This is a genomic window from Lentilactobacillus sp. Marseille-Q4993 (genome assembly GCF_951230165.1).
In the GTDB taxonomy this organism is placed as follows: domain Bacteria; phylum Bacillota; class Bacilli; order Lactobacillales; family Lactobacillaceae; genus Lentilactobacillus.
In genome coordinates, this window is the sequence record NZ_CATNVB010000024.1 from 1 (window position 1) to 21,960 (window position 21,960).

The 21,960-nt window shown below is 39.2% G+C and carries 24 protein-coding genes and 1 pseudogene; 14 read left to right on the plus strand and 11 right to left on the minus strand.

Annotated elements, in window-relative coordinates:
• From QOW94_RS07940 to QOW94_RS07950, 3 genes and pseudogenes are all read left to right on the plus strand, one after another.
• Positions 1–164: pseudogene (locus tag QOW94_RS07940) on the plus strand (IS30 family transposase); the annotation flags it as partial.
• A gap of 329 nt (positions 165–493) precedes the next feature.
• Positions 494–838, plus strand: coding sequence for a hypothetical protein (locus QOW94_RS07945; protein ID WP_283679833.1), 345 nt, complete (start codon positions 494–496; stop codon positions 836–838).
• Between the two features lie 95 nt (positions 839–933).
• Positions 934–1,425 (plus strand): GNAT family N-acetyltransferase, encoded by a 492-nt coding sequence (locus QOW94_RS07950; protein WP_283679834.1) that lies wholly within the window; start codon positions 934–936, stop codon positions 1,423–1,425.
• Positions 1,426–1,531: 106 nt separating this feature from the next.
• Here QOW94_RS07950 and QOW94_RS07955 read toward each other — a convergent pair whose 3' ends face one another.
• The 3 genes from QOW94_RS07955 to QOW94_RS07965 form a co-directional block, all read right to left on the minus strand.
• Complete coding sequence (locus QOW94_RS07955; protein WP_283679835.1) at positions 1,532–2,413, minus strand: anti sigma factor C-terminal domain-containing protein; 882 nt, start codon at positions 2,411–2,413, stop codon at positions 1,532–1,534.
• Positions 2,410–2,898, minus strand: a complete 489-nt coding sequence (locus QOW94_RS07960; protein ID WP_283679836.1) for an RNA polymerase sigma factor — start codon at positions 2,896–2,898, stop codon at positions 2,410–2,412. Before QOW94_RS07960 ends, QOW94_RS07955 begins: the two co-directional genes overlap by 4 nt.
• A gap of 157 nt (positions 2,899–3,055) precedes the next feature.
• Positions 3,056–3,817, minus strand: coding sequence for an aminoglycoside adenylyltransferase domain-containing protein (locus tag QOW94_RS07965; RefSeq protein ID WP_283679837.1), 762 nt, complete (start codon positions 3,815–3,817; stop codon positions 3,056–3,058).
• Between the two features lie 313 nt (positions 3,818–4,130).
• On the opposite strand from QOW94_RS07965, the gene QOW94_RS07970 reads away from it, so the two are divergent.
• Positions 4,131–4,934, plus strand: coding sequence for a hypothetical protein (locus QOW94_RS07970; RefSeq protein WP_283679838.1), 804 nt, complete (start codon positions 4,131–4,133; stop codon positions 4,932–4,934).
• A gap of 84 nt (positions 4,935–5,018) precedes the next feature.
• On the opposite strand, the gene QOW94_RS07975 is transcribed toward QOW94_RS07970, so the two are convergent.
• From QOW94_RS07975 to QOW94_RS07985, 3 genes are all read right to left on the minus strand, one after another.
• Entirely contained in the window at positions 5,019–5,507 is a 489-nt protein-coding gene (locus QOW94_RS07975; protein WP_283679839.1) for a L,D-transpeptidase, read from the minus strand.
• Positions 5,508–5,854: 347 nt separating this feature from the next.
• Positions 5,855–6,676: a hypothetical protein gene (locus QOW94_RS07980; RefSeq protein ID WP_283679841.1), complete on the minus strand. Its 822-nt coding sequence runs from the start codon at positions 6,674–6,676 to the stop codon at positions 5,855–5,857.
• Positions 6,669–7,484: an alpha/beta fold hydrolase gene (locus QOW94_RS07985; RefSeq protein WP_283679842.1), complete on the minus strand. Its 816-nt coding sequence runs from the start codon at positions 7,482–7,484 to the stop codon at positions 6,669–6,671. Before QOW94_RS07985 ends, QOW94_RS07980 begins: the two co-directional genes overlap by 8 nt.
• A gap of 239 nt (positions 7,485–7,723) precedes the next feature.
• Between QOW94_RS07985 and QOW94_RS07990 the strand changes: the two genes are divergently transcribed.
• The 4 genes from QOW94_RS07990 to QOW94_RS08005 all read left to right on the plus strand — a co-directional run bounded on the left by QOW94_RS07990 (position 7,724) and on the right by QOW94_RS08005 (position 10,828).
• Positions 7,724–8,344 (plus strand): hypothetical protein, encoded by a 621-nt coding sequence (locus tag QOW94_RS07990; protein WP_283679843.1) that lies wholly within the window; start codon positions 7,724–7,726, stop codon positions 8,342–8,344.
• Positions 8,345–8,492: 148 nt separating this feature from the next.
• Positions 8,493–9,227: a threonine/serine exporter family protein gene (locus QOW94_RS07995; protein ID WP_283679878.1), complete on the plus strand. Its 735-nt coding sequence runs from the start codon at positions 8,493–8,495 to the stop codon at positions 9,225–9,227.
• A 3-nt stretch (positions 9,228–9,230) separates the two neighbouring features.
• Entirely contained in the window at positions 9,231–9,677 is a 447-nt protein-coding gene (locus QOW94_RS08000; protein WP_283679844.1) for a threonine/serine exporter family protein, read from the plus strand.
• A 2-nt stretch (positions 9,678–9,679) separates the two neighbouring features.
• Positions 9,680–10,828 carry an ArgE/DapE family deacylase gene (locus tag QOW94_RS08005; protein ID WP_283679845.1) on the plus strand — a complete coding sequence of 383 codons (1,149 nt, stop codon included), beginning with the start codon at positions 9,680–9,682 and terminating at the stop codon, positions 10,826–10,828.
• A 32-nt stretch (positions 10,829–10,860) separates the two neighbouring features.
• On the opposite strand, the gene QOW94_RS08010 is transcribed toward QOW94_RS08005, so the two are convergent.
• Entirely contained in the window at positions 10,861–11,124 is a 264-nt protein-coding gene (locus tag QOW94_RS08010) for a type II toxin-antitoxin system RelE/ParE family toxin (protein WP_283679846.1), read from the minus strand.
• Positions 11,125–11,138: 14 nt separating this feature from the next.
• Positions 11,139–11,672 (minus strand): cysteine hydrolase family protein, encoded by a 534-nt coding sequence (locus QOW94_RS08015; RefSeq protein ID WP_283679847.1) that lies wholly within the window; start codon positions 11,670–11,672, stop codon positions 11,139–11,141.
• 204 nt (positions 11,673–11,876) lie between these two features.
• Here QOW94_RS08015 and QOW94_RS08020 point away from each other — a divergent pair, with 204 nt between their 5' ends.
• The 3 genes from QOW94_RS08020 to QOW94_RS08030 all read left to right on the plus strand — a co-directional run bounded on the left by QOW94_RS08020 (position 11,877) and on the right by QOW94_RS08030 (position 15,200).
• Complete coding sequence (locus QOW94_RS08020; protein WP_283679848.1) at positions 11,877–12,209, plus strand: DsrE family protein; 333 nt, start codon at positions 11,877–11,879, stop codon at positions 12,207–12,209.
• Positions 12,210–12,427: 218 nt separating this feature from the next.
• A complete protein-coding gene (locus QOW94_RS08025) occupies positions 12,428–14,173 on the plus strand; it encodes a thiamine pyrophosphate-dependent enzyme (RefSeq protein WP_283679850.1) in 1,746 nt (581 codons plus the stop codon).
• Positions 14,174–14,285: 112 nt separating this feature from the next.
• Positions 14,286–15,200: an NADP-dependent oxidoreductase gene (locus QOW94_RS08030; RefSeq protein ID WP_283679851.1), complete on the plus strand. Its 915-nt coding sequence runs from the start codon at positions 14,286–14,288 to the stop codon at positions 15,198–15,200.
• A 56-nt stretch (positions 15,201–15,256) separates the two neighbouring features.
• Here QOW94_RS08030 and QOW94_RS08035 read toward each other — a convergent pair whose 3' ends face one another.
• Both QOW94_RS08035 and QOW94_RS08040 read right to left on the minus strand, forming a co-directional pair.
• Positions 15,257–15,637 (minus strand): DUF1694 domain-containing protein, encoded by a 381-nt coding sequence (locus tag QOW94_RS08035; RefSeq protein ID WP_283679852.1) that lies wholly within the window; start codon positions 15,635–15,637, stop codon positions 15,257–15,259.
• Positions 15,638–15,649: 12 nt separating this feature from the next.
• Positions 15,650–17,506: a cation:proton antiporter family protein gene (locus QOW94_RS08040; RefSeq protein ID WP_283679853.1), complete on the minus strand. Its 1,857-nt coding sequence runs from the start codon at positions 17,504–17,506 to the stop codon at positions 15,650–15,652.
• A 184-nt stretch (positions 17,507–17,690) separates the two neighbouring features.
• On the opposite strand from QOW94_RS08040, the gene QOW94_RS08045 reads away from it, so the two are divergent.
• Complete coding sequence (locus tag QOW94_RS08045; protein WP_283679854.1) at positions 17,691–18,488, plus strand: DUF975 family protein; 798 nt, start codon at positions 17,691–17,693, stop codon at positions 18,486–18,488.
• Between the two features lie 101 nt (positions 18,489–18,589).
• Here QOW94_RS08045 and QOW94_RS08050 read toward each other — a convergent pair whose 3' ends face one another.
• Positions 18,590–19,018, minus strand: coding sequence for a MarR family winged helix-turn-helix transcriptional regulator (locus QOW94_RS08050; RefSeq protein ID WP_283679855.1), 429 nt, complete (start codon positions 19,016–19,018; stop codon positions 18,590–18,592).
• A gap of 148 nt (positions 19,019–19,166) precedes the next feature.
• On the opposite strand from QOW94_RS08050, the gene QOW94_RS08055 reads away from it, so the two are divergent.
• Positions 19,167–20,540, plus strand: coding sequence for a DHA2 family efflux MFS transporter permease subunit (locus QOW94_RS08055; RefSeq protein WP_283679857.1), 1,374 nt, complete (start codon positions 19,167–19,169; stop codon positions 20,538–20,540).
• 184 nt (positions 20,541–20,724) lie between these two features.
• Positions 20,725–21,945, plus strand: a complete 1,221-nt coding sequence (locus QOW94_RS08060) for an MFS transporter (RefSeq protein WP_283679858.1) — start codon at positions 20,725–20,727, stop codon at positions 21,943–21,945.
• The last annotated feature ends 15 nt before the right edge of the window (positions 21,946–21,960 follow it).

Here is a 21,960-nt window from a genome sequence, read left to right on the forward strand (position 1 = left end):
ATGGTTTATTGAGAGAATACATGCCTAAGGGAGTGGATATCAGTACCATCAATGATAAAGAAATTCAGGGCTATGCCACTAAGTTGAACAAGCGTCCTCGTAAATGTCTAGGCTGGAAAACACCATATGAGTCATTCTTTAACGTTGCGTTGCACTTAATTTGACAATTCAAGCATATAAAAAGAGCCAAGAACTGGATTAGCAGTTCTTGGCTTTAAACCAACCCTGCCCGCTTTTGCGAGCAGCACAACGATGCCCGCGGTCTAAATGACGATGACCCGGACAATCACGACGATGTTTTCATTTGTGCAAAGGTTAGTTGTTTTCATATCTGATTTCCTCTTTCTTGGATTGAATAGAATATTATCACGACAAATATTAAAAGTAAATAAGATTATTAAATAAAATTAATTTATTTTTCAAACCACTAGTTTGGTTGCCATAGATTATAATGATAGCGAACCATAACTAATCTATTAGGGGGATTTTATTCATGAAATTATCTGCAAAACTACTTGTTGGTATTGCCTCGTTTTCTTTTGGAGTAACAATCGCAAGCGTACCCGCTCCATCGGCCAACGCTAGCACGGCAATTCCTGCCAAAATGCGTCACAAGTGGTACGCCCATGCCTGGGGTCGGACATACAAGCTATATTTGTATAAACACCCTGCGAAGTTTAATGACGGCGGCTGGAGTTCGTATAAGTATCATAAAATCAGTAAAAACAAATATGGTCTAGTATCAACTCAAGGTGGTCAAAGATTACAACTGAAATACAAAAGTTCGCATAAAATAACCGTCATGTACAACGTTTCCTACCTTCATTTCAAAAGATAATCTCCAACGCCATTAGTCAGCAAGTGCTAATCCTTTCATTCACTAGGTTTGCCCTTTATAATAACAATACTTAAACAAGAGAGGACGACATCGAAATGGCCGACAATCCCACACTTTCATTCACAAATATCAACGAGGTTCGCCCACTGATCACAGATTTGTTTGGCTCCCTTTGGGGGTCAGAAGAAATGGTGGTTTCAACTGGGGTCTATAATATCAACACCCTGGAAGGGTTCGTGGCGCACAAAGGCGAAGATATTGTCGGTATCATTACTTACGATGTTAGGGACGACATCATCGAGGTGGTTTCTCTTAACAGTTTTGAAAAAGAGGAAGGCATTGGAACTTCATTGATGAATGAGGTGAAGAAGATTGCTAGCAAACTCAAAATCAATACTATCCAAACAATCACTACTAACGATAATACTGACGCTCAAACTTTTTATGAGTATCTTGGATTCAAAAAAATCAAGATACTGCGTGAAGCAGTTGATAACGCTCGAAGTATCAAGCCAAGCATCCCAGTCTTAGCGGACAATGGGGTTGAGATTCATGATGAGATATTGTACCAAATGACCATCGATTAATTTGATAACTAAGTTATAAATCAAAGGAAGAATCCACTTGTTTTAAGCGGATTCTTCCTTTTTTGAAAGTAATTATTTTTTAATCCCAGACCGATTAATAACTTTATCAGTTCAACCCATTCTTACTCAAAGTCACACCAGCTGACGTTGCCAAAATCCAACTCTTGTTAACCAATTTTCCCATCATCTGTGAATCTCCCGTGACAATTACACCCTTTATTTTTACTTTATTTAAATCTGAGCTAACCTTTGAGTACCTCTTCATTCTTTCATTTGAAGCTGAAAGCTCTTTTATTCCATGTCTGTATTCTGCAAAATTTCCACTCGCAGATTCACCATTCCCAGCTTCGGAAAATCCTAATTGCATAGCTTCTACATCAATTTCGGTTTTGCTTTTATCGCTTCCAAGCCAATACCACTTCACATGAACCCCTTTTGGCATTATTTTCTTGATCTTTCTGTAACTCATTGAGCTTGTAAAGGTTACTCCAACCTCCGAAACAGCTCCTTTTAGCTTAGCTAATTTCGTAGCGTCTTCGGGTAAATTGTGACTATCAAGACTATAAAATTGGGGGATTTTTCTCTGGGTAATTCTATCGTAAGTAGCTGCCCCTTCCGAATCAATTGATGAAAATGTGGAGAAATTAAATTCTGACTGATTCCACGAATAATTTCCTTGTAACGGTGACCAAGGGATTCGTTGTCCCTCTATGTCTTTATATCTGTGACTAACAACTTCTCCACCCATAAAATCAGAATGATCAATAAATTGATCACTGACTTCTATGTTAGGTGATGAAACTTCATTGATTATAGTCATTTCTTGGAAGAGCTTATTGGACTGCTTTGCTGACATGGATTGAGTAACTTTATAGCCAACTGCCATCAAAATTGGGGTAAATAGCATAATTAGCATTATTGTAAAGATAATCCTTCGAATTCTAACTTTCAAAGCCATTTTTTTAAAATTTGCATTTTGTTGCTTCATATTTTCCTTCGCCAACCTTTTCTTACTTTTCGTTTTATTCTCATCAACCGCATTTTTATAACTCCAGGGGACACTCCGTACTCAAAACTAAGTTCTGAAATTGTTTTTTTATTAACGTACTTTTTAATCAATAACGTCCTCTGCGCGTCCGGTAATTGCTGCAATGAGGAGGCTAAATAACTAAATATTTCATCTTCATATGTATTAATTTCGGATTCTTGGGATTGAGGAATTAAAAATCGTTCCATGATTTCTTGGAATTTAGCTTCTCGTCGATACTGATCAATATACTTATGCTTAACGATTGTGTACATCAAAGGTCGTAATTCTGACTCAGTCAATATTAAATCCGATTCTAATATCTTGACGAAGGCGTCTTGTACTAAATCCTGAGCGGTTTGAATTTCAACTCCATGACCAACTAAATAATGCAAAACTTCGTTTGAAATATTCTTTATTGATTGCTCATATTTATCAAGTTTCATAATTCCTCCTCTCAGTATATTAACGAACGACTTTTAAAAAAGTAACATAAAAAAGAGAGAAACCTATTATATATAGGTCCCTCTCTCATTCAAAGTACACAAATCCTCACGCCAATTCGTTAATATTTACCAAGCTTTGGTTTTGTCTATACCCATACTAAGCGGATTCTTCCTTTACTTTTGAGAGTAATTGTTTTGCAACCTCAATAATCTCTCTATCGTTAATTGTTCCGTTCGCACTTGATCTACTGTCAATACACCTGCGAATTACTTCAGCCGAAAAACTTGGGTAGTTATTGATCACCCAATATGCTGACCTAATCTTTGGGTATATATTACCCTTCTTCAGAAAAGCTAATGTTCGACACAGATTGAGAACCTCATTTGACGGATTGTCTGGTTGCCCCTGAAAATCAATGTCATACTTTACCGCGTTCCAGTAATCAAGGTCAGACACAGTTTCAAACACATCCTCAGGGTTAGGACCAATTAAAGCCACTCCACACTGATTGATAACTTTCACATGAGCAATCAAATCTAAATCAAAGCCATGCATCTTCTTTATGTATTCACTGGGGCTGTCCAAATAATGTTTTAGATGATACTTTGAAAAATGAAATTCAAAATTTGGTTTCGTCGTTATATGCTTAGCTTGATTACTTAAAATCACATGAAGTTCGAGCCCCTTTTCGGGTGATAATGACCATAAATCTTCAAAGGTAATTTTCATTAGTTTCTTCTTCATTTCAAATGACAAAGGATCATTAACTACCGCAATAAAGTCAACATCACTATTATCGTCAAACCCGCCAAGCACGAGAGAACCATGCAGATAGATTCCAACCAAATTATCACCTAATAAGCGATTCAGTTTAGCTTTTATGTTAGTTAATAAAAATCTTAGATTAAAGGATTTCAAAATCAGCACCTGCCCCTTCTATCTGTTAAAGAAAAAGAAAGCAACCCTACAAGGGTCCCTCTCTCATTCAAACACGGTCAAATTAACGTCACATTCACGCCAACTCGCCAATATTTACCAAACTTTGACTCTGTCTATACCCACATTATACGGGATAGCTACTTATATTGATAGGTAATTATAACTTAATTAGACAATGAGATTAGGGCTTTCTAGAAAATGAAATTTCTCTAGTTATCATTTTACTAAGAAATGCTTAACTCCACCCCCTCAAAACCAATAAATGATAAACTAATTTTAGGAGGACTTACTCATGAAATTTCTTAAATATCTAACAATAAGTGGCCTAGCCGTTACTGGGTTAGCCATCACATCAATTGGGAACCCTGCGACGGTTCAAGCAAAAACATCGAAATCAGCATATAAAATTGCTAATAAAGCTTCAATCAAAGAAACCTATTTCCACATCCCTACCAGTAAGAAAAACATCTATATGTGGAATTCCAACCACACCAAAAAACTACTAAACGTTAAAGATTACCCTAACGCAAATTGGTACAGTTATAGGAAGTACACCTTATCAAAAAATAATAAAAAATCCGTTTATTATCAGGTCACAGGACATAACCCAAACCGTCACACTACTGAAACTGGGTTGATTTGGCACGGTTATTTGAAAACTGGTTATAACAAGAACTGGAAGGTCTGGAACGATCTCCAACCTGGCCAATTTGCAAACGATCAGGACTACTACGACTACATTCAACAGTCACCATCCCAAAAATTTACCAAAGCTGTTTTAAAGCTATTTCCTAATACCCAACTTTCAAAAGAATTGTCCTCAGATTTGATTTACGAATATTACGAGAAGGACTGGACGGACGTCATCAAGCTACCAGGTGCCTCAAAGTATTTTGATAAAATGCTCTTTAAGGATAAAGTTACCGAAACCCAACGACTCGAGCTGGTAAAACAGGCGCTTGATAAAGCCGGTTACGATCAAACCAAACGTGATAGCCTATCAGACTATAAAATTGGTGTCTTTTACTCAAAGTACCCAGATTGGTTAGCAATCGATCAATACCCAGGAATCGTCCTAGCAAAGCCAAAGAACTAAATTTATGAACGGGTTCTATTCAAACCAAAAAGCGTCAACGATAATTTCACTCGGAATTGTCGTTGACGCTTTTTTATAACCATATTATCTAATTACAATTCTTAACCCGTAAGGCACCGTTTTATACATCCATTTTGCATCGGCAACTGATAACCTAATACAACCATGTGAATGGGCTGCTCTGCCCAGATACTTGGCTTCAGATGGCAAATAATGACCGATTCGGTTAACGGGAACTGAATGAAACAGGTAGATTCCATGACCCTTCCATGACACCCAATACCTGGCTCCTTCTCCTGAGGTGGCATTATAAAATGATAGTCCCCGCTCTCGCTGGATATGGTATGTCCCCTTCGGAGTCGGTGATGACTTTGTTCCAGTAGAACAGTACATCACATAAACAACTTTACCATCATCATGAATATAAACTTTCTGCCGCTTTGTGCTGACATAAAGCCAAGGATTATCCATCTTAGACCATACTGGATATGCTTTTGATTGTGACGGCATTCGCCAATTAATCGCCTTTTGTGTCTTTGTTCCCTTTGCTTGGGTAGCTACAGTTGTAGTCATTCCTACAGACAGAAAACCCCTAGGCCAATAAACAACTTCTTAACAATTCTAAAATCCACTATATTTTCACCTCTGAATATATTGAGAAAAACAAATGGCGTCGCAAATTGCGAGGCCATTTGTTTGATTATTCATTCTTACTTGCGTTGTGAGTGTCAAATGCTGAGGCACCCATGGCAATTAGGAACACCAAAATTCCAAAAAACAATACAACTGATGCCATGTTAACTCCCCCATTCAGATGAAAATGAATAACGCACGTAATCAATTGATTTTCTCCCTACTACTAATGATAGCCGTTTTGCATTAGTTGTAAAGGCAATGTATACACTTTGATTATGTTGTCATTACTCAATTTCTCTAACCCAAGTGATGTAGGGTTGATCTGCCTCTTTTGGAAATGAGTCATAAACAAGCATTGCTTGGTCATCAGTTGAATCAAGTTCTCCGTTCAGAAGAGCATATCTCCCGGATAATTCTCTAATTTGAACTTTGATCAAGTCAATCAACTGCTGGGGATCATTTGCCCAAACATATGCAAGGGTACAGCTTTTCTGGTTATCTTGATACCAGATGGAATACGCCGAAATCTCGTTTCCGCTGATCATAACAGATGGAGCAGTTAGAATTACATCACTCCAAATAAGCTGTCGCCATTCATCAACAGAAAGATTAGCAACCGGATTTATTTGGTGAACTTTTTTGTACTGCCAAACTATTGTATTAAGCAAATTATCTTTTTGTTCATCGTTTAAATCACTAATTCTAGTAGCCGTCTCAAAATTACCATCGAGATTGATTCCCTTTTTAAACTCAACTAAGTGAGTAACTCTCATCTGCGCAAAATGATTTTTTACAAGTTCGCTTTGCACCTGCTTATCAAACTTGCCACCACTAATCACAATCCGCTTTTTGTTAAGTTTCTTAGCCTGAATAATAGCTAGTTCGATAATCCGCTGAGTTACTTCTAGCGAATTTTTAAAGGAAACAAAAGCAATATGTAATGGATTCGGGTGAATTTTGTTGACCCAATATGTCCATATTCCCACTTCGCGTTGATTACTTGTCAATCCCCTAGCATTATTCTTATAGTCGGCAATCATTTGTACCTGTTCATTATCAGCGGGTAACTTTGCCAAAACAGAGTCTACATAGTCTGAATCATTCACTTTGCTCACCATCTTTAGTCCGCAAAAAATTAATCAGCCTTTCTCTAACTACATGACGTTGATCAATTGGTAGATTATGGCCAGATTCGGCAATTACTTCGATATTTGCGTCAAACATTCTACTAAACAACTTTTGCTGATCTTTATACCCAACAATATTATCATACTCACCAAGCAATATCTCAGCGTTCATCGGATGATAGCTTGCCTTCAACTCATCATCAAAAGAAAACGGATAGTTTTCACCAGTAGCTAACGTCTCCTTAAAGAAGCGGCTGCCACTTAACAAACCGGGAATTATCGCCTTTTTGTATAAATTCCAAGTGTCATCAGAAATTTTAACGTTCGTTTCGTAATAGTCATCAAACCAAGTGTACTGATTGGTTGCGACTGAAATCTGCTTGTCACCATAAGTTTGATGCTGTTCAACCGTTCGATTACGACGATCAGCTTCAATTACTGGGCAGGTTAAAAATAATGATGTAATTTGGGAGCCCAGTTGATGAGCTAGTCCAGCAGCAAGATAACCACCATATGAATGGCCGACCAACACAATCGGTTGTGAGTCAGTAATTTCTGCTATAAATGTGCTAATAGAATTGAGAATCTCATCACTCTTAATTTCGGAGCTAACCTTACTTTTTCCCATCCCAGGCAAATCAATATAAATTCGCCGGTAGTTTACTAATTCAGGCAACGGCTCATACACCGCTCTCATGGAACGACAATCAAGATCCATTCCATGAATAAAAACAATTGGCTTTCCTGTTCCGTATAACTCATAGTATATTCCATTGTTAGAAATCAAATAATCACCTGCTAAACATTGATTTGATTCGTTTAGTTAGTACTCCCATAATCAGTAAATTGATTGAGTGGGCTAACTAATTCGTTATTAGCAAGTATTATAGTTCTATTAGAATATTAAGTATAGTTAATTTTTTGTGTTTTCATATTTATTTTCAAAAAGTTAGCCATGAATGTTTTATTTTTCAACAATCACCATTACAATATTAATAAGACTTTTATTGAGGGGCGGATCACTACATGCGTAAGTTATTTTTAGTTCCAGCAACGATTTTATTATCGTTGTCCCTTGCTGGTTGCAATAATAAAAAAGATTCAAAGCCAGCAAGTAAAATCAACACTGCTCAGCCAATTCCAGAAAACAAAATCGGAAATGTTCTGACTCAGGATAAATATTACCAAATAAAAGTAGGTAATATTCTAACTGGTAAGGGTGGAGATACCAAAAAGGCAGTGCTTCATTTGTTGGGAAAAGAGGATTATCGGCAAAACACTAAGATTGCAGGCACCAAAAAGAAGGCAGTTCAATACTATTGGAAAGAACTAGCAACCTCCTTCAAAGCAAGTAATGTTTCAGTTAGGTTTTACAAAGACAGAGTAATTGCCAAGGGGTACACCGCTGCTAACGTTGCCGGTTCAAAAACTACTTCAGTTTCAAAAATAAAAACCATTAAAAAGGGTGATTCATATAAGTCTGTAATTACTGACTTGGGCTATCCTAATGGTGATTCAATTTCTGGAACGGGAAAATATTCAGGCGGAACGCTGGTTTACCTCACCGACCGAAAAGGATCTACTGCCAATATCAATATCCAATCAAATAAAGTAAAAGCCATCAGTTATACAAAAGCAAATAACTAATGATAAGAGAATTATAGCGATCAAGAGGACTCATCTAGCAGACCTCCTAGGCTCTAATTCTCTTATTTTTTATGATTAAATACCGGCTTGAGGTGTATGATTATAATCTAAGGTGGTGGCTAAATTGGTGGATTATACAGACGACGTGATGCAAACATGTGGTAAGGTTGGGACAATTTTACTAACCAGTGGTGCCGAAACATCACGAGTGGAGCAAACCGTTGAATATATCGGTCATGCAGCAGGAGTCGCAATCTCCTGCTACGTTACAATGACCGCAGTTTTCATTTCAGTTAATCAAATGGGCCGGACAATGATGTTCAAAACAAAGCTGAGTGGGTTTAACCTCCAAAAGGTAGACGAATTGAACCAAGCTTCTCGGCAGTTTACAGCTCACCAGATATCATACGATAAACTAAAAGAAGAGTTAGAGCGGATCGACCACCAAGTAATCGAGTTCAACTGGCCAACTAAAATCTTGGGAGCTGGACTCGTTTCCGTTGCACCAATGTTTTTATTCAAAGCTACTTGGGGTGATCTTGGACTGTCATTTTTCATCGGCATCGTTGGCTTCTTAGCTACTATGTGGGTAGCTAACAAGCACAAAACCCCGTATATCAAAGAATTAGCTGGCGGTTTTACTATTGCCCTTCTTTCGATTCTAGCGGTTAAAACAGGGATTGGTATCGATAGCGACAAAATGATTGTTAGCTCCCTGATGCCACTTGTTCCGGGAGTCGCAATTACCAATTCATTTCGAGAAATCATGGCGGGTGAAATTATTTCCGGGTTAGTCCGCGGAGTTGATGCAGTGCTAGTCGCAATTGCAATTGGTTCTGGAGTAGTCCTTGCTACTTCGCTTCTTTACATGATTGGGGGCTAACTAATGAAACTAATTATTGAATTTATCATTAGCTTTTTATCAACTGTCGGCTTTGGAATCATCACTAACGTTCCCCGAAGAGCCCTCCTACCAGCCGGAATAACTGGAGCTATTTCTTGGACGACATACGTTGTTCTTGCCACAGTCATGCATTCACTGTTTTTTCCAAATGTGATTGCTGCCATTATTATCGGTGTTCTAGGCAATCTATTTTCTATTCATTACAAGGTTCCAGTTAATATGATTTATATTCCTAGCCTAGTCTCCCTTGTTCCTGGTGGAATTATCTACGAAGCAATGAAAGACTTCACTCAGGGAAAAATAACTATGGCTCAAACAAATCTGATGAACACCTTGATTGTCGCAATTTCCCTAGCAGGTGGCTTTTTTATCGCCGAAGTATTCTTCAGATATTTCAAAAGTAAAGTACAGCGAAGAAAGGTTGAATAATTATGTCGACATTTACAGACAAAGAGAAATTATCTATTCTGAGTGACTTAATTAGCATAAAATCAGTTAATGATGACGAAAAACTCGTTAGTGAGTATCTCAATAAGCTATTTTCTAAACATGGAATCAACTCTAAAATCATCCCCGTCGGTGGTAACCGAACGGACCTTATCGCAGAAATTGGTAGTGGTCACCCCGTTTTAGGCATTTCTGGTCACATGGATGTTGTCTCTGCTGGTGATGAATCACAATGGGCAAGCAATCCATTCACAATGACAGAACGAGACGGTAATTTGTACGGTCGCGGAGCCGCCGATATGAAATCGGGATTAGCAGCAATGGTAATTGCCATGATTGAAATCAAAGAACAAGGCCTGCTTAAGAGGGGAACCATTCGTTTAATGGCAACCATGGGAGAAGAAGTTGGTGAACTAGGATCCAAAACCTTTGCAACCGATGGCACAATGGATGACGTTGATGCGCTCATAATTGGTGAACCATCCGGATGGATGATTGCATACGCTCACAAGGGTTCCATGGATATCAAATTAACTTCCACTGGTAAGGCTGCTCACAGTTCCATGCCTGATCAGGGCTACAATGCCATTGACCCCTTGATGGATTTACTAGTAAAGGCAAATCATCTTTTCCGAAATACAGATAAGAACAGCCAGTTAATGGGGCCGTTATCCTTTAATACCACGATTTTCAATGGCGGTAATCAAGTTAACTCAATTCCGGAAAACGCTACCGCCGAAATCAACATCAGGACCATTCCCGAATTCAATAATCCTAAAGTTGAAGATACAATAACCAAACTTGTAGCTGATGAGAATAAGTCTGGGGCAAAAATCGATATGGATATCTACATGTCACAACCATCAATTGAAACCACTGGAGATTCTCCATTAGTTTCTATTGCCGAAGAGATTGGTAAAAAATACTATGGTTCAGACGTTCCCTTGGGAGCAATTCCACCCGTTACTGACGCATCAAATCTTTTGCAATCCAAACCAAAGGAATTTCCATTCATAATTTTCGGGCCTGGTAGTGACTCAGTTCATCAAGTTGATGAATACGTGCCTAAGGACATGTACCTCGCCTTCATAAATATATACGAAGAATTATTCACTGGTTATTTAAATAATTAAAAAAATCCTGCAAATTGCAGGATTTTTTTCAACTACATATCACCATGACGGCCCACGTCAAGAAACTTTGCAGTGTCGCCCTCATAACTGTAAAGAGCCAACCAACTCCCCTTTATAAAGAAGGCTCGTTCCGGTTTTCGACTCTTAACAACGTGATCATCATATTTTTGGTCAAGTGGACCTCCCCGAAGGATTTGACCCTGGGCGGTTTCAAATTCCTTTTTTGTGAAGCGACCAGCCCGAATTAAATTCTGATAATGCTTTTTGAATCGGGATTGGTACTTAGCAGTATACATCCCCGCCAGCCCCCTTACTCAAATAACTGATCGTCAACTGACACTATCTTTGCACCGTACATCGTCTTCAAGAAATTAAGCCCACTAGCGTATTCTTCATCGCTTAAGGCCTCAGTTGTCTCCTTGGGAACTGTAATTGAATAACCGCGGAAGAAAGCATCAGCAGACGTATGTTGAATACAAATATTAGTTACTACTCCAGTAACAACAACATTATCCACGTTCAACTCCCTAAGTAACGTATCCAACCCAGTTTCAAAGAAAGCACTGTAATTGCGCTTTTCTAACGTATAATCCTTATCGGTTGGAGTTAGCTCATCAACTACTTGGCCACCCCACTCACCCTTCATGCTGTGTTCTCCCCAGAGTTTCAACTCAGTATCTTCTGGGTAATGAGCATCCGAAATATAAACAACGGGAGTGCTACTCTTGTGAGCCTCGTCCACTAATTTCTTGAGTGGTGAAATTACCTTCAGTGCTCGATCATTTTTCAACTTTCCGGTAATAAAATCATTTGTCATATCAACAACTAATAACGCAGTAGCCATTATGCATCTCTCCTCGGAGAATTATTTTTACCAATAGGATACCACATAAACTATATTAGCAACCCATAAAACTGGGTTTGAACTACGATTTATAAACATCATATGTGATTACTTATCCATCATTCAAATTAGTCACTATTACCATATTTTGAATAGACCTATATCGCGAGTATACTAATAACAAACGAAAGGAAAGTGACTTCAATGAACACAATTTTTCATATCGATGAACCCACAAAATGGCCGATGATTTTCAGTAATGTCCCTCACATGCACGAGTGGATGATTGCAAACAATGATCCTGGCAAAATTGAAGTGTTGGTAAATGGTGAGGCAATCACCAAGACAACTCAAAGTAGTGATATCGATTTGAACCAGCTAATCAAACTAGGGGTTGAAGTAGCTGTCTGCAATAACTCAATGAACCAAAGAAACATCACTAAGGATGACCTACAGCCCGGGTTGACCATTGTTCCAGTGGGTGTAGTTGAACTGGCTCAGAAACAACAACAGGGATACTCATATATTCGGCCTTAAGTTAGAAGAAGGACGGCAAAAAGCATTTTGATATGCTTTTGCTGTCCTTTTTCACAATCTTTGCGTACACCAAGCGTTACAAAGTTAGCGTTTACACCTAAAAATATGGATCTTTGTGAATTAAACTGTTGCATTTTTCAAGCGAAGGGAGTAGGTTGTTATTTGTACTTACAAAAAGTAAGCTAAAGAAAACAAATTTTTAGGAGTGATTTTTAATTATGGCAAAAATGAAAGCAGGTCAAGCCTTAGCTAAGGTAATCGTTAGCTGGGATATAGACCATCTCTACGGAATCACTGCAGACTCGATCAACAACACCGTTGATGGTTTCTACCAAGAAAAAGACAAATTAAACTACATTCAAGTTCGTCACGAGGAAGCTGGCTCACTAGCCGCTGCCGCTGATGCAAAACTAACTGGTAAGGTTGGAATCAGTTTCGGCTCAGCTGGCCCTGGTGCTACTCACCTATTCAACGGTTTGTATGATGCTAAGATGGATCATGCTCCCGTTGTTGCTATTATCGGCCAATCAGCAACCCCAATCATGAACACGTACTTCTTCCAAGAAATGGATCAAGACCCAATGTTCGCTGATTTGACCGACTTCCACAAACAAGTTACTAATGCAGACCAAATTCCTTACGTAATGGATGAAGCCATTCGATACGCATATCAACACAAAGGTCCTGCCGTTATCATTATTCCTGACAACCTTTCAGGTGAAGAAATTGATTTCACTCCTTATAAAACTGCTAAGACTATTAACGCCCAAAGCGAATCACAAGTCGATGACAGCGCGGTTCAAGAAGTATACGATTTACTAAAAGAGGCTAAGCACCCCGTTTTGTGGGCTGGCCTTGGTATGAAAGGTGCCCGGAAGGAAGTCGTTGAATTTTCTGAAAAGTTCAGCGTTCCCGTTTTGACTACTGCTCCTGCCACTGGCCTGATGCCCACTGATCACCCTAACTTCATGGGTTCCCGTGGTCGGCTAGGAACCAAACCGGCATTTGAAGTGACTCAAGAAGCTGATTTGATTATTCTTGCAGGTACTAACTACCCATTCAGTCGGTTCCTCCCACAAGGTATCAAGTTTGTTCAAATCAACAACAGCATTGAAGATTTGGGTAAGCAACGAGACATTGATGTTGCGGTTCTTGCTGACGCAAAGGACTTCATCGCTGCTTTAAATGCTAAGGGCGAACAAGTTGCTCCAACCAAGTTCCTTAAGGCAGCCCAAGAAGACAAGAAGAACTGGGACGCATGGCTTGATAAGGTTGCTGACGATGACAGTAATGGCCTTGCCCCAGAAGCAGTTATCCGCGAAGTTAAGAATATCGCTGACGACGATGCTGTATTTGGTTTGGATGTTGGTAACAACCTAATGTGGTCAATTCGTCAATTACCAATGAATAAAGACCAGAAGTTTACTATGTCATCATGGTTTGGAACAATGGGATACGCCCTTCCAGCAAGTATCGCTGGCAAACTAAGCTTCCCTAACTCCCAGACATTCAGCATTTCTGGTGATGGTGGTTTCTCAATGAATATGCAGGACTTGTTGACCCAAGTTCAGTACGAGATGCCAATCGTTAACGTTGTTCTCGAAAACAAGGCATACGGATATATCCAACACGAAAAGATTCAAGCCAACCAGGAACCTTACGGAATCCACTTCAAAGGCGCTGACTGGGCTAAATTTGCTGACAGCATGGGAGCAGTTGGGTTAACCGCAACTGACAATGCATCATTAAAGGCAGCTTTTTCTAAGGTTAAGGAGCTTCAATCAGCTGGTGACAAGCGGCCAATCGTCATTGATGCTAAGGTTAAAAATGTTGACCCAGTTGATACTAGCTTCATGCCAATCGATCCTGACCAATTTGACCAAGCTACTATTGATGGCTACGTAAAGGCATCAAACTTGTTTGATCAACCTACATTCAAAGAATTATTAGCTAATCAAGACTAATTGTTAAAAGTGTGAGCCCACGGGTTCACACTTTTATTTAGTAAGCATCTTTCTTGAACCCAATTATAAATAAGCCTAAAATTACAACTGTAAATTTGAGGAGGGATAGATTATGAAAGCATTTGGATATGATCACAATGGTGGTCCAGAAGTGATTGAAGAATACGACGTACCAACTCCCGAACTGAAAGATAAGGATATTTTAATTGAAACTCAGGCTGTTGGATTAAACAATTTTGAACGGGCTAGTCGAGCTGGCGATTTTCGAACAACAACTCACCGAGTGATTCCTGGCCGTGATGTTGCGGGAATCGTAAAACAAGTGGGCTCTGATGTTACGAAGTTTGCCCCCAGTGACCGAGTAGTCGCTCACGGCCATCACTCCTATTCAGAATTCGCTACCAGTGATGAAACAAATACGGTTAAGTTACCAGATGATATTTCATTTGTTCAGGCCGCTGGAATCGTGACCCCAGGGGTTACTGCTTATAATGCAGTTAACCTATTTGGCCAAGTCGAACCAGGTCAAACTGTTATCGTAAAGGGAGCTTCTGGTGGTGTCGGCTCTTTAGCAGCTCAAATTGCTGCTGATCTTGGAGCTAACGTAATTGGAATTGGGTCTAGCAAGCATGAAGCTGACGTCAAGGCTCTTGGTGTTAGTCGTTACGTAGCATACGACAAAGAAGATCCTGCTACGGTCCTAGCTGGTCAAGGTGATGTCGTTATCAACTCAGCTATGAACGGAGCATCAAGTGATGACGACGTGGCTATGGTTAAAGACGGTGGCATTATTTCAAGTGTCGCTCATGATGAACCAGAGACTAGCAAAAATATTCAATTTAACCACATTGCCCCTACCAGTGAAGTTTCAGATACAGACGCTCTCTCAAAAATTATCGAACTGATGACTAACAAAGGAGCAAGTATCAAAATTGGGTACGAGTACCCCTTCTCACTTGACGGGTTCCGCCAAGGTCACCAAACATTGGAGGAGAAACACTCAGGTAGAGTGATTATCAAGAAATGACCACTTAGCGCCAAAAAAGAGCCCTAAATCGACAGCAATTTAGGACTCTTTTTTACTTACAACAACACTCTTTTTTTAATTTTTTCATTGGGTGAAGCAATCACCAGACCAAAATTTGTCATCGACACTTTCTGGTCAACTCGAACCCCGTTTTGAACTAGAACAGTGAACTGATAATTATTCTTAATGGCAATTTTCATGTACTGATCAATCATTGAATCAGCCATCCGGCCATTTAGATACATCCGATATTCGGGATATTCCTGAACCACTTTCTCAACCATTGCTGGGGAATTGGAATTATTCAACTCCGCAATTGTGAGTGCTAATGCAACCCGTTCCCGAAAGTTACCAAGAAATTCTCGTTTCTCATCAGGCTTGATCTCCGGAGCACCAAACGCATGCTGCTTAATAAAATCTTCAATTTGATCAGCCATAAATTAACCTCACTAATTCATTTTTCCAAGCTCCTGTCTAATCAGCGGAGCTTCTTGTTTTGTACTTGTAAATATTATTCTATCATTTAATTTCAATGGTGTGCCACCCGTCGGCCTGATGAACCACTTCTCACGATATATCTGGGTAATCGTTATCTTATCAATGAACGGTAAGTTTCTAACTTGAATGTCAGCGTACAGCCGGTTATGGAGTGCAACCTCGTAAACACTTGCCTCTGTTGATGTCAGTAATTGCATTGTCGATGGGGTTTCAATCAATGCCCGCAACATACTAATATTCACATCCGGTGTATTGTACACTTCAATTCCTAATTCACTTAATTCATCCTGCTTCTCGTTGAGAATGTTTCGATCTTCGAACCGGACAATAACCCGTCTGACCCCGTACTTCTTTGCAACCTTTGCTAACTCGTAATTCTTGTTGGAAGTCGTCTGTGCAAAAACAACAATATCGGCATCAAAGACCCCTTCTTTAACAAGATAGCCCGTTTCCAAATTATCCAAAAAATTGACTGGGGCTTCACTATTAAACGCCCGAAAGTTATGCTCGTTTTGGGTATACATCGTAACGTCGTACCACCCCTTTGCCAGTTGCTGGGCAATTGGGACGGTCGTAAGGTTAGTCCCCACGATATGAATATGAGTCTTCTTCAAATCTTCTGCCTCTGCTGAGTATAGCTTGTTAAAAACAAACGGGCCAACAACACAGGTAATAATTGCAGCCAGTAAAAATGCGCCCGACTGTTGGCTAGTGATTCGGTGCAAGTGCTTAGCAACTTGGAGGACTGCCAAAACCACTGTAATGGTGGTTGCTGACATGGCTGTCCCTGCAACTGCATTCGCGTTTTTAAATCTGATTCTGAGAATTGGGTATACCAAAGCTTTAGCTAGCAGATAGGCCACTAACAAAACTGGAATCAGCACTAACGTTGAAGGGTCTGCAATCAATTCTCTAATATTCAAATTAACTCCACTCATGATGAAGAAAATTGGGATAAAGAAGCCGTAACCGATTGAATCAAGGCGCACCTTAGTTTCCTCGTGCGGATTTAACAACTTGATAACGATCCCAGCGACGAACGCTCCTAGAATCCCTTCCGCCCCAACTGATTCTGCAATCGTAACCAAAGCAACGATCATAAAGAATGACAACCGAACATCTAGCTGAGTGGTTGACTTATTAACGCGGTCAAAAAACCGGAAAAAGAATTTGAACCGAATGAATAAGACCGCTGCGGCAAGTAAAATCAACAATAACAACCACAGTGATTTTGCTTCTGGACTATAGACAGAGGTGTAAAATGTTAGCCCAATCATTGGTACCACTTCACCAAGTGCCGCAATCAACAGGATTGTTTGCCCAAATGGTTTGCTAAGCAGTTCCTTTTCCTTTAAACCTGCAATGACGATTCCTAACGAAATTGTCATGAAGATAATCGCCGCTAACCAAATATCCGAAAATAGGCCTACAATCTTAAGTCCGAAGGCCAAGACAAATGACATGCCCACAATCGAAATGTAACTGGCAACTGCAACCCACAAAACAGAGTGCTTAGGCTCACTCTGCTTATTCTTTATCTCTAATGGGGTTAGTTCTTTTGACTTCTTTGTGAACAAACTAAAGTCAATCTCCAGGCCACTCAAGAACAGTAACACGATAACCCCGACGTTTTGAAGCATATTCAGTGACGAAGTTTTGCTAATTATATCTAATAGACTCGGGCCAAGAATAACTCCCACAATAATTTCAACAACCGCTGTTGGTAGAATCGTCAACTTGAATCTGGCCATCACCAACGGAATAAATAATGCAGCTAATAAAATAATTACTAACGATAACTGATTCATATTTTCCCCCAAAGTATCAATTTCTTCTGACTGAATACCTTAACAGACCCAAACTGGAAATTCAATGAATTATTAAAAAAATTCCCGTTTCAGAACCTTTTATTTTTAATCTAGAACTTGATAGCCCATAATTGAGTCAAGAAATGGGGTAACTCTCATTCCACTTTATTTTGGAGGTGATCATATGGGAAGAGAAGATCGAGTTTTGATTAAGGAGTCCGCAAAGAAAGAACTTAATAGTCATTTCTCCTTTTATTTAGTTTTATGTTTATGTGCAGTTTTATCGGGGTTTGTTTACGGAATAGTCAGTGAAACAACTGGTCAAACCGATATTCAAACAACCACTGATTCAGTCCATGCCCTAACAGAATTAACCGGTTGGGCAATGTTATTTGGAATATTGGCAAGCCTATTTCAAACGGGAGCATTATTCACAATGATTGATAGAACCCGTGAAGAAATTGGAGCCAAAAATGCAATTCAACGGACTTTTGCTGTATTTGATAATGGCAAATACTTTACTGGTTGGATTTTCATTAGTATTCTCCAATTTGTATTCATAGCTTTATGGTCTATATTATTTTTGATTCCCGGAATCATTAAATCATATTCCTACTCGCAAGCACTGTATATCTATCGAGACGCAGTGAAAAACGGCGAGGACATTGGCTACCTTGAAGCAATTACACGAAGTCGCCGATTAATGGACGGCAAAAAATGGTTCTACTTCGTAATGCAACTTAGCTTTATTGGCTGGATGATCGTAGCAATAGTCACTGCAGGTATTGCCTCTTTCTGGGTTATCCCTTATTTATGGCTTTCAATTGCAAAATTCTACACCACCATTACGGATGAAAAACAACAGGCTGCAGAATTTCAAACTGATTCGTTTGATTCTAATGAAACTGAAAAACCAGATTCTAGTGAACCAGAACCAAGACACATGAAAAAGCCTGAAGATGAGGACAGTAGTCAAGAATAGGATTAACATTCTTTAGATAAACAAAAAGCGTGAGAGAAGAACCACGAAGGCATCTTTAAATGCTTTCCGGGTCACTCTCGCGCTTTTTTAGTTTCTATATTTTATTTTCCTTTTTTTAAATAATCTTGTAACTGCTTTATCATGCCTAAAAACTCGTCAACATTATCCCCAAGCACTTCTCTTAAATTACTTTCATTTTGATCAAAAACAGCTCTTATTTTTTCACCTAGCATACGAGCTTTTGGCGTCAATAGAATCCGCTTGAAACGACTATCATGGCTCGAAATAACCCGAACTATCAAATCCTTTTTTTCCATTAATTTTAAAATTGCCGTCGTTGATGATTTCTGAATGTTAAATTCCCTTTCAATATCCGTCTGAAATAATTCCTGCTTTTCTTCATTTCGGTACAAAAAGTCAATAATGCTCATCTGAACAGGAGTAATTCCAAATTGTTTAGCCTCTTCGGCCGAAAACCGACTCAAATCATTGTTCAGTCGTTTGACTTCAATTCCAATTGAATGATTCATATCCGTCTCCTTAGTTTTATTGCTAACTATTTTATTCTTAAAACTCAATCAAATCAACATTTTATCACTTTACCCTTGTCAAACTAGATTAATGGTGATAGATTATAATATTAGTTCTATATAGAACTATATCAACTAGGAGGAACTTATGGAACGAAATTTATCACCCAAATTATACTTAGCGATTTTAGCAACTGGCTTAATGGCCTTTTGCGGGATTGTAATTGAAACAGCGATGAACGTTACTTTTCCAACCCTGATGAACCAATTCAACGTTGGAACTGGAACAATTCAATGGTTGACTACCGGTTATCTATTGATAGTTTCGATTGTTATCCCTTTGTCTGGTTATTTAAAACGTAGATTCACGAACAAGCGGCTATTCATTAGTTCCAGCATTACATTTATTATTGGGCTGTTAATTTGTAGTTTTGCAAACAGTTTCCCACTTTTATTAGCTGGCCGACTCATTCAAGGGTGTGGAACTGGAGTAGCGCTCCCATTGATGTTCAATATCATATTAGAACAAGCGCCCCTAAATAAAATTGGTTTTTTAATGGGCATCGGAACGTTGGTCACAGCTGTGGCCCCAGCCCTAGGGCCCACTTACGGTGGCCTGTTGGTGGATAAAGATTGGCACCTAATTTTTATTTTTCTATTGATCATTATGGTGTTTGCTGTAATAATCGGCTCAATTTCAATCACTCAAGTAACTAAGACGGAGAGAATATCTTTAGATGTTCTGTCTTGGCTGAGCATTAGTATTTTCTTTGTAGGTGCCATCTTAGCATTCAACTCTATTGAAAATTCGGTTATATCTTCACTTGCTTTTGGACTAATTGGAATCTTTGGTTTAATTGCATTTGTTTTCAGGACAAAAAGGGTAGACTCACCTTTGATCAACGGTGATATCTTCAAGATCCCATCATTTAGCCTATTGTTGATTGGCTTTATCATTTTTCAAATGATTTTGGTTGGAGTGGCCTTCATTTTGCCAAATTACCTTCAAATTGTTAATGGTATCTCATCAGGTGTCGCGGGGCTCTTGTTGCTACCTGGAGCTGCGTTAGGAGCAGTATTATCACCGCTAAGTGGAAAGCTTTACGATTCACTTGGCCCAAAAAAGCCTATTAATCTTGGCCTACTTCTCCAGGCAATTGCCCTAGTATTATTTATTACGACTGCTCTGAGCTCAAAACCTTGGCAGTCAACGCTTGGATATATTCTCCTAATGCTTGGGACAGGATTTGCCATGGGTAACATCATGACAAGTGGTTTATCCCAAGCATCAAAAGAACTTTCCGCTGACGCGAATGCCGTTTTTAATACGCTTCAACAGTTTGCAGGAGCTCTAGGAACTGCGGTAGCATCCCTAATCATTGCTTTATTCCAAACCAACAGCAATCTTGCAGGTAGCACCGCATTAGGAGCTAGAGTCGACTTTTTAGTTCTTGCCTGCCTATTGATTATCGCTGCGTTCGCCATTAATCTTGGCCTCAGCAAGAGCACGGCTAACAAATAAAATATCTTTCACTTTTTGATAAGTTCATGTCACACATTCAACTAACTTTGATGGATTAGTATTGTAGGTTAATATGTTTATAGCAACTAAGTTCCTCAGTTGTTATAAACATTTTTTTATGGTTAAATTTGCCACCGATACAGTTAATGCACACTAATCAGACACTAAGTGGGGATTGATTATTATGAAGCAACCATCAACCAACAATCATTGGAAAGTTAATCTAGGCTACCTAATCGTAGCCCAAAACTTTTTTCTTTTCGGCTCATCAGCCGTGTTTTTTGCAATCCTATGGTATATCGCACTAAAATCTTCCTCTGGTACGTGGATGATGCTTACAACACTAGCAACTTCCCTACCCCAAATTTTAATTTCATTATGGGCAGGCACTTGGTCAGACCGTTTTAAACGCCGAAATCTGTTAGTCATTGCCAGTATTTTTACTTCGGTATTCACAATTGTCATTGCTATTTTTTATTATTTTATTGACCGTAACCTGTGGTTATTACTGGCCATTGCGGCGATTCGCTCGTTAGGCAACGGAATATCGACCCCAGCTGCTAACTCACTCCTACCAGAATTAACGCCAAAGTCGCATCTAACTCAAGCAAACGGGATCAATCAAACTGCTAACTCGATTCTCCTACTAATTTCACCACTTGTGAGTGGTTATATCTTAGGGAATCTCGGAATTATCTACGTTTTTGTCATTGATTTAATTACTTCGATTGGCGGAATTGGTGTCCTATTACTAATCAAGGAACCAGTTGTTAAAAAGATCCAGCAAAGTGAAGCCAAAGGATCATTGACCCAAATCACTAAAGGGCTAAAATACACCTTTGCTAATCGAAGTCTATTCCTGTTAATGCTATTCACCGTGGTTGGTTTTATCTTGATTGCCCCATCATCACAACTATCCACATTATTCGTTAAACGAACGTTTGGGACTGATGTCTGGTTGTTAACCTTTAATGAACTACTTTGGACGATTGGGGCTGCCTTAGGTGGAATCTTCATTTCCCTTCACTCGAAGATTAATAACAAAATTAAGTGGATTGCCTTAGGGTTCATTGGATCAGGATTCTGTTTTGCAGCAATGGGAGTTGTAAAACCATTTTGGGTTTATTTAGTCTTTATGTTCGGCTCTGGAATTTGTATGCCGATTATTCAAGGGACTACCAATATCCTCATTCAAGAAACCGTTCCGACTGAATGGATGGGACGCGTATTTTCGATTCTACAAATCGTCTCAACGGGGATTTACCCAATCGCTATGCTATTCTTCGGACCCCTTGCAGATTTCGTAGCAATCAAATGGATCTTAGTTGTGACTGGTCTGCTCCTAGTTGTGGCTGCCATCGGATTCTACGGGCGTTTCAAATCAAAGCAATTCTATATTAATTAACAAAAAACGTGAGTA

What these genes read in the sequence shown, in the direction of transcription:
- QOW94_RS07945 (WP_283679833.1), top strand. Translation starts at nt 494, where the DNA reads ATGAAATTATCTGCAAAACTACTTGTTGGTATTGCCTCGTTTTCTTTT.
- QOW94_RS07950 (WP_283679834.1), top strand. Translation starts at nt 934, where the DNA reads ATGGCCGACAATCCCACACTTTCATTCACAAATATCAACGAGGTTCGC.
- QOW94_RS07955 (WP_283679835.1), bottom strand. Translation starts at nt 2,413, where the DNA reads ATGAAGCAACAAAATGCAAATTTTAAAAAAATGGCTTTGAAAGTTAGA.
- QOW94_RS07960 (WP_283679836.1), bottom strand. Translation starts at nt 2,898, where the DNA reads ATGAAACTTGATAAATATGAGCAATCAATAAAGAATATTTCAAACGAA.
- QOW94_RS07970 (WP_283679838.1), top strand. Translation starts at nt 4,131, where the DNA reads ATGAAATTTCTTAAATATCTAACAATAAGTGGCCTAGCCGTTACTGGG.
- QOW94_RS07975 (WP_283679839.1), bottom strand. Translation starts at nt 5,507, where the DNA reads ATGACTACAACTGTAGCTACCCAAGCAAAGGGAACAAAGACACAAAAG.
- QOW94_RS07990 (WP_283679843.1), top strand. Translation starts at nt 7,724, where the DNA reads ATGCGTAAGTTATTTTTAGTTCCAGCAACGATTTTATTATCGTTGTCC.
- QOW94_RS07995 (WP_283679878.1), top strand. Translation starts at nt 8,493, where the DNA reads ATGCAAACATGTGGTAAGGTTGGGACAATTTTACTAACCAGTGGTGCC.
- QOW94_RS08000 (WP_283679844.1), top strand. Translation starts at nt 9,231, where the DNA reads ATGAAACTAATTATTGAATTTATCATTAGCTTTTTATCAACTGTCGGC.
- QOW94_RS08005 (WP_283679845.1), top strand. Translation starts at nt 9,680, where the DNA reads ATGTCGACATTTACAGACAAAGAGAAATTATCTATTCTGAGTGACTTA.
- QOW94_RS08010 (WP_283679846.1), bottom strand. Translation starts at nt 11,124, where the DNA reads ATGTATACTGCTAAGTACCAATCCCGATTCAAAAAGCATTATCAGAAT.
- QOW94_RS08015 (WP_283679847.1), bottom strand. Translation starts at nt 11,672, where the DNA reads ATGGCTACTGCGTTATTAGTTGTTGATATGACAAATGATTTTATTACC.
- QOW94_RS08020 (WP_283679848.1), top strand. Translation starts at nt 11,877, where the DNA reads ATGAACACAATTTTTCATATCGATGAACCCACAAAATGGCCGATGATT.
- QOW94_RS08025 (WP_283679850.1), top strand. Translation starts at nt 12,428, where the DNA reads ATGGCAAAAATGAAAGCAGGTCAAGCCTTAGCTAAGGTAATCGTTAGC.
- QOW94_RS08030 (WP_283679851.1), top strand. Translation starts at nt 14,286, where the DNA reads ATGAAAGCATTTGGATATGATCACAATGGTGGTCCAGAAGTGATTGAA.
- QOW94_RS08035 (WP_283679852.1), bottom strand. Translation starts at nt 15,637, where the DNA reads ATGGCTGATCAAATTGAAGATTTTATTAAGCAGCATGCGTTTGGTGCT.
- QOW94_RS08040 (WP_283679853.1), bottom strand. Translation starts at nt 17,506, where the DNA reads ATGAATCAGTTATCGTTAGTAATTATTTTATTAGCTGCATTATTTATT.
- QOW94_RS08045 (WP_283679854.1), top strand. Translation starts at nt 17,691, where the DNA reads ATGGGAAGAGAAGATCGAGTTTTGATTAAGGAGTCCGCAAAGAAAGAA.
- QOW94_RS08050 (WP_283679855.1), bottom strand. Translation starts at nt 19,018, where the DNA reads ATGAATCATTCAATTGGAATTGAAGTCAAACGACTGAACAATGATTTG.
- QOW94_RS08055 (WP_283679857.1), top strand. Translation starts at nt 19,167, where the DNA reads ATGGAACGAAATTTATCACCCAAATTATACTTAGCGATTTTAGCAACT.
- QOW94_RS08060 (WP_283679858.1), top strand. Translation starts at nt 20,725, where the DNA reads ATGAAGCAACCATCAACCAACAATCATTGGAAAGTTAATCTAGGCTAC.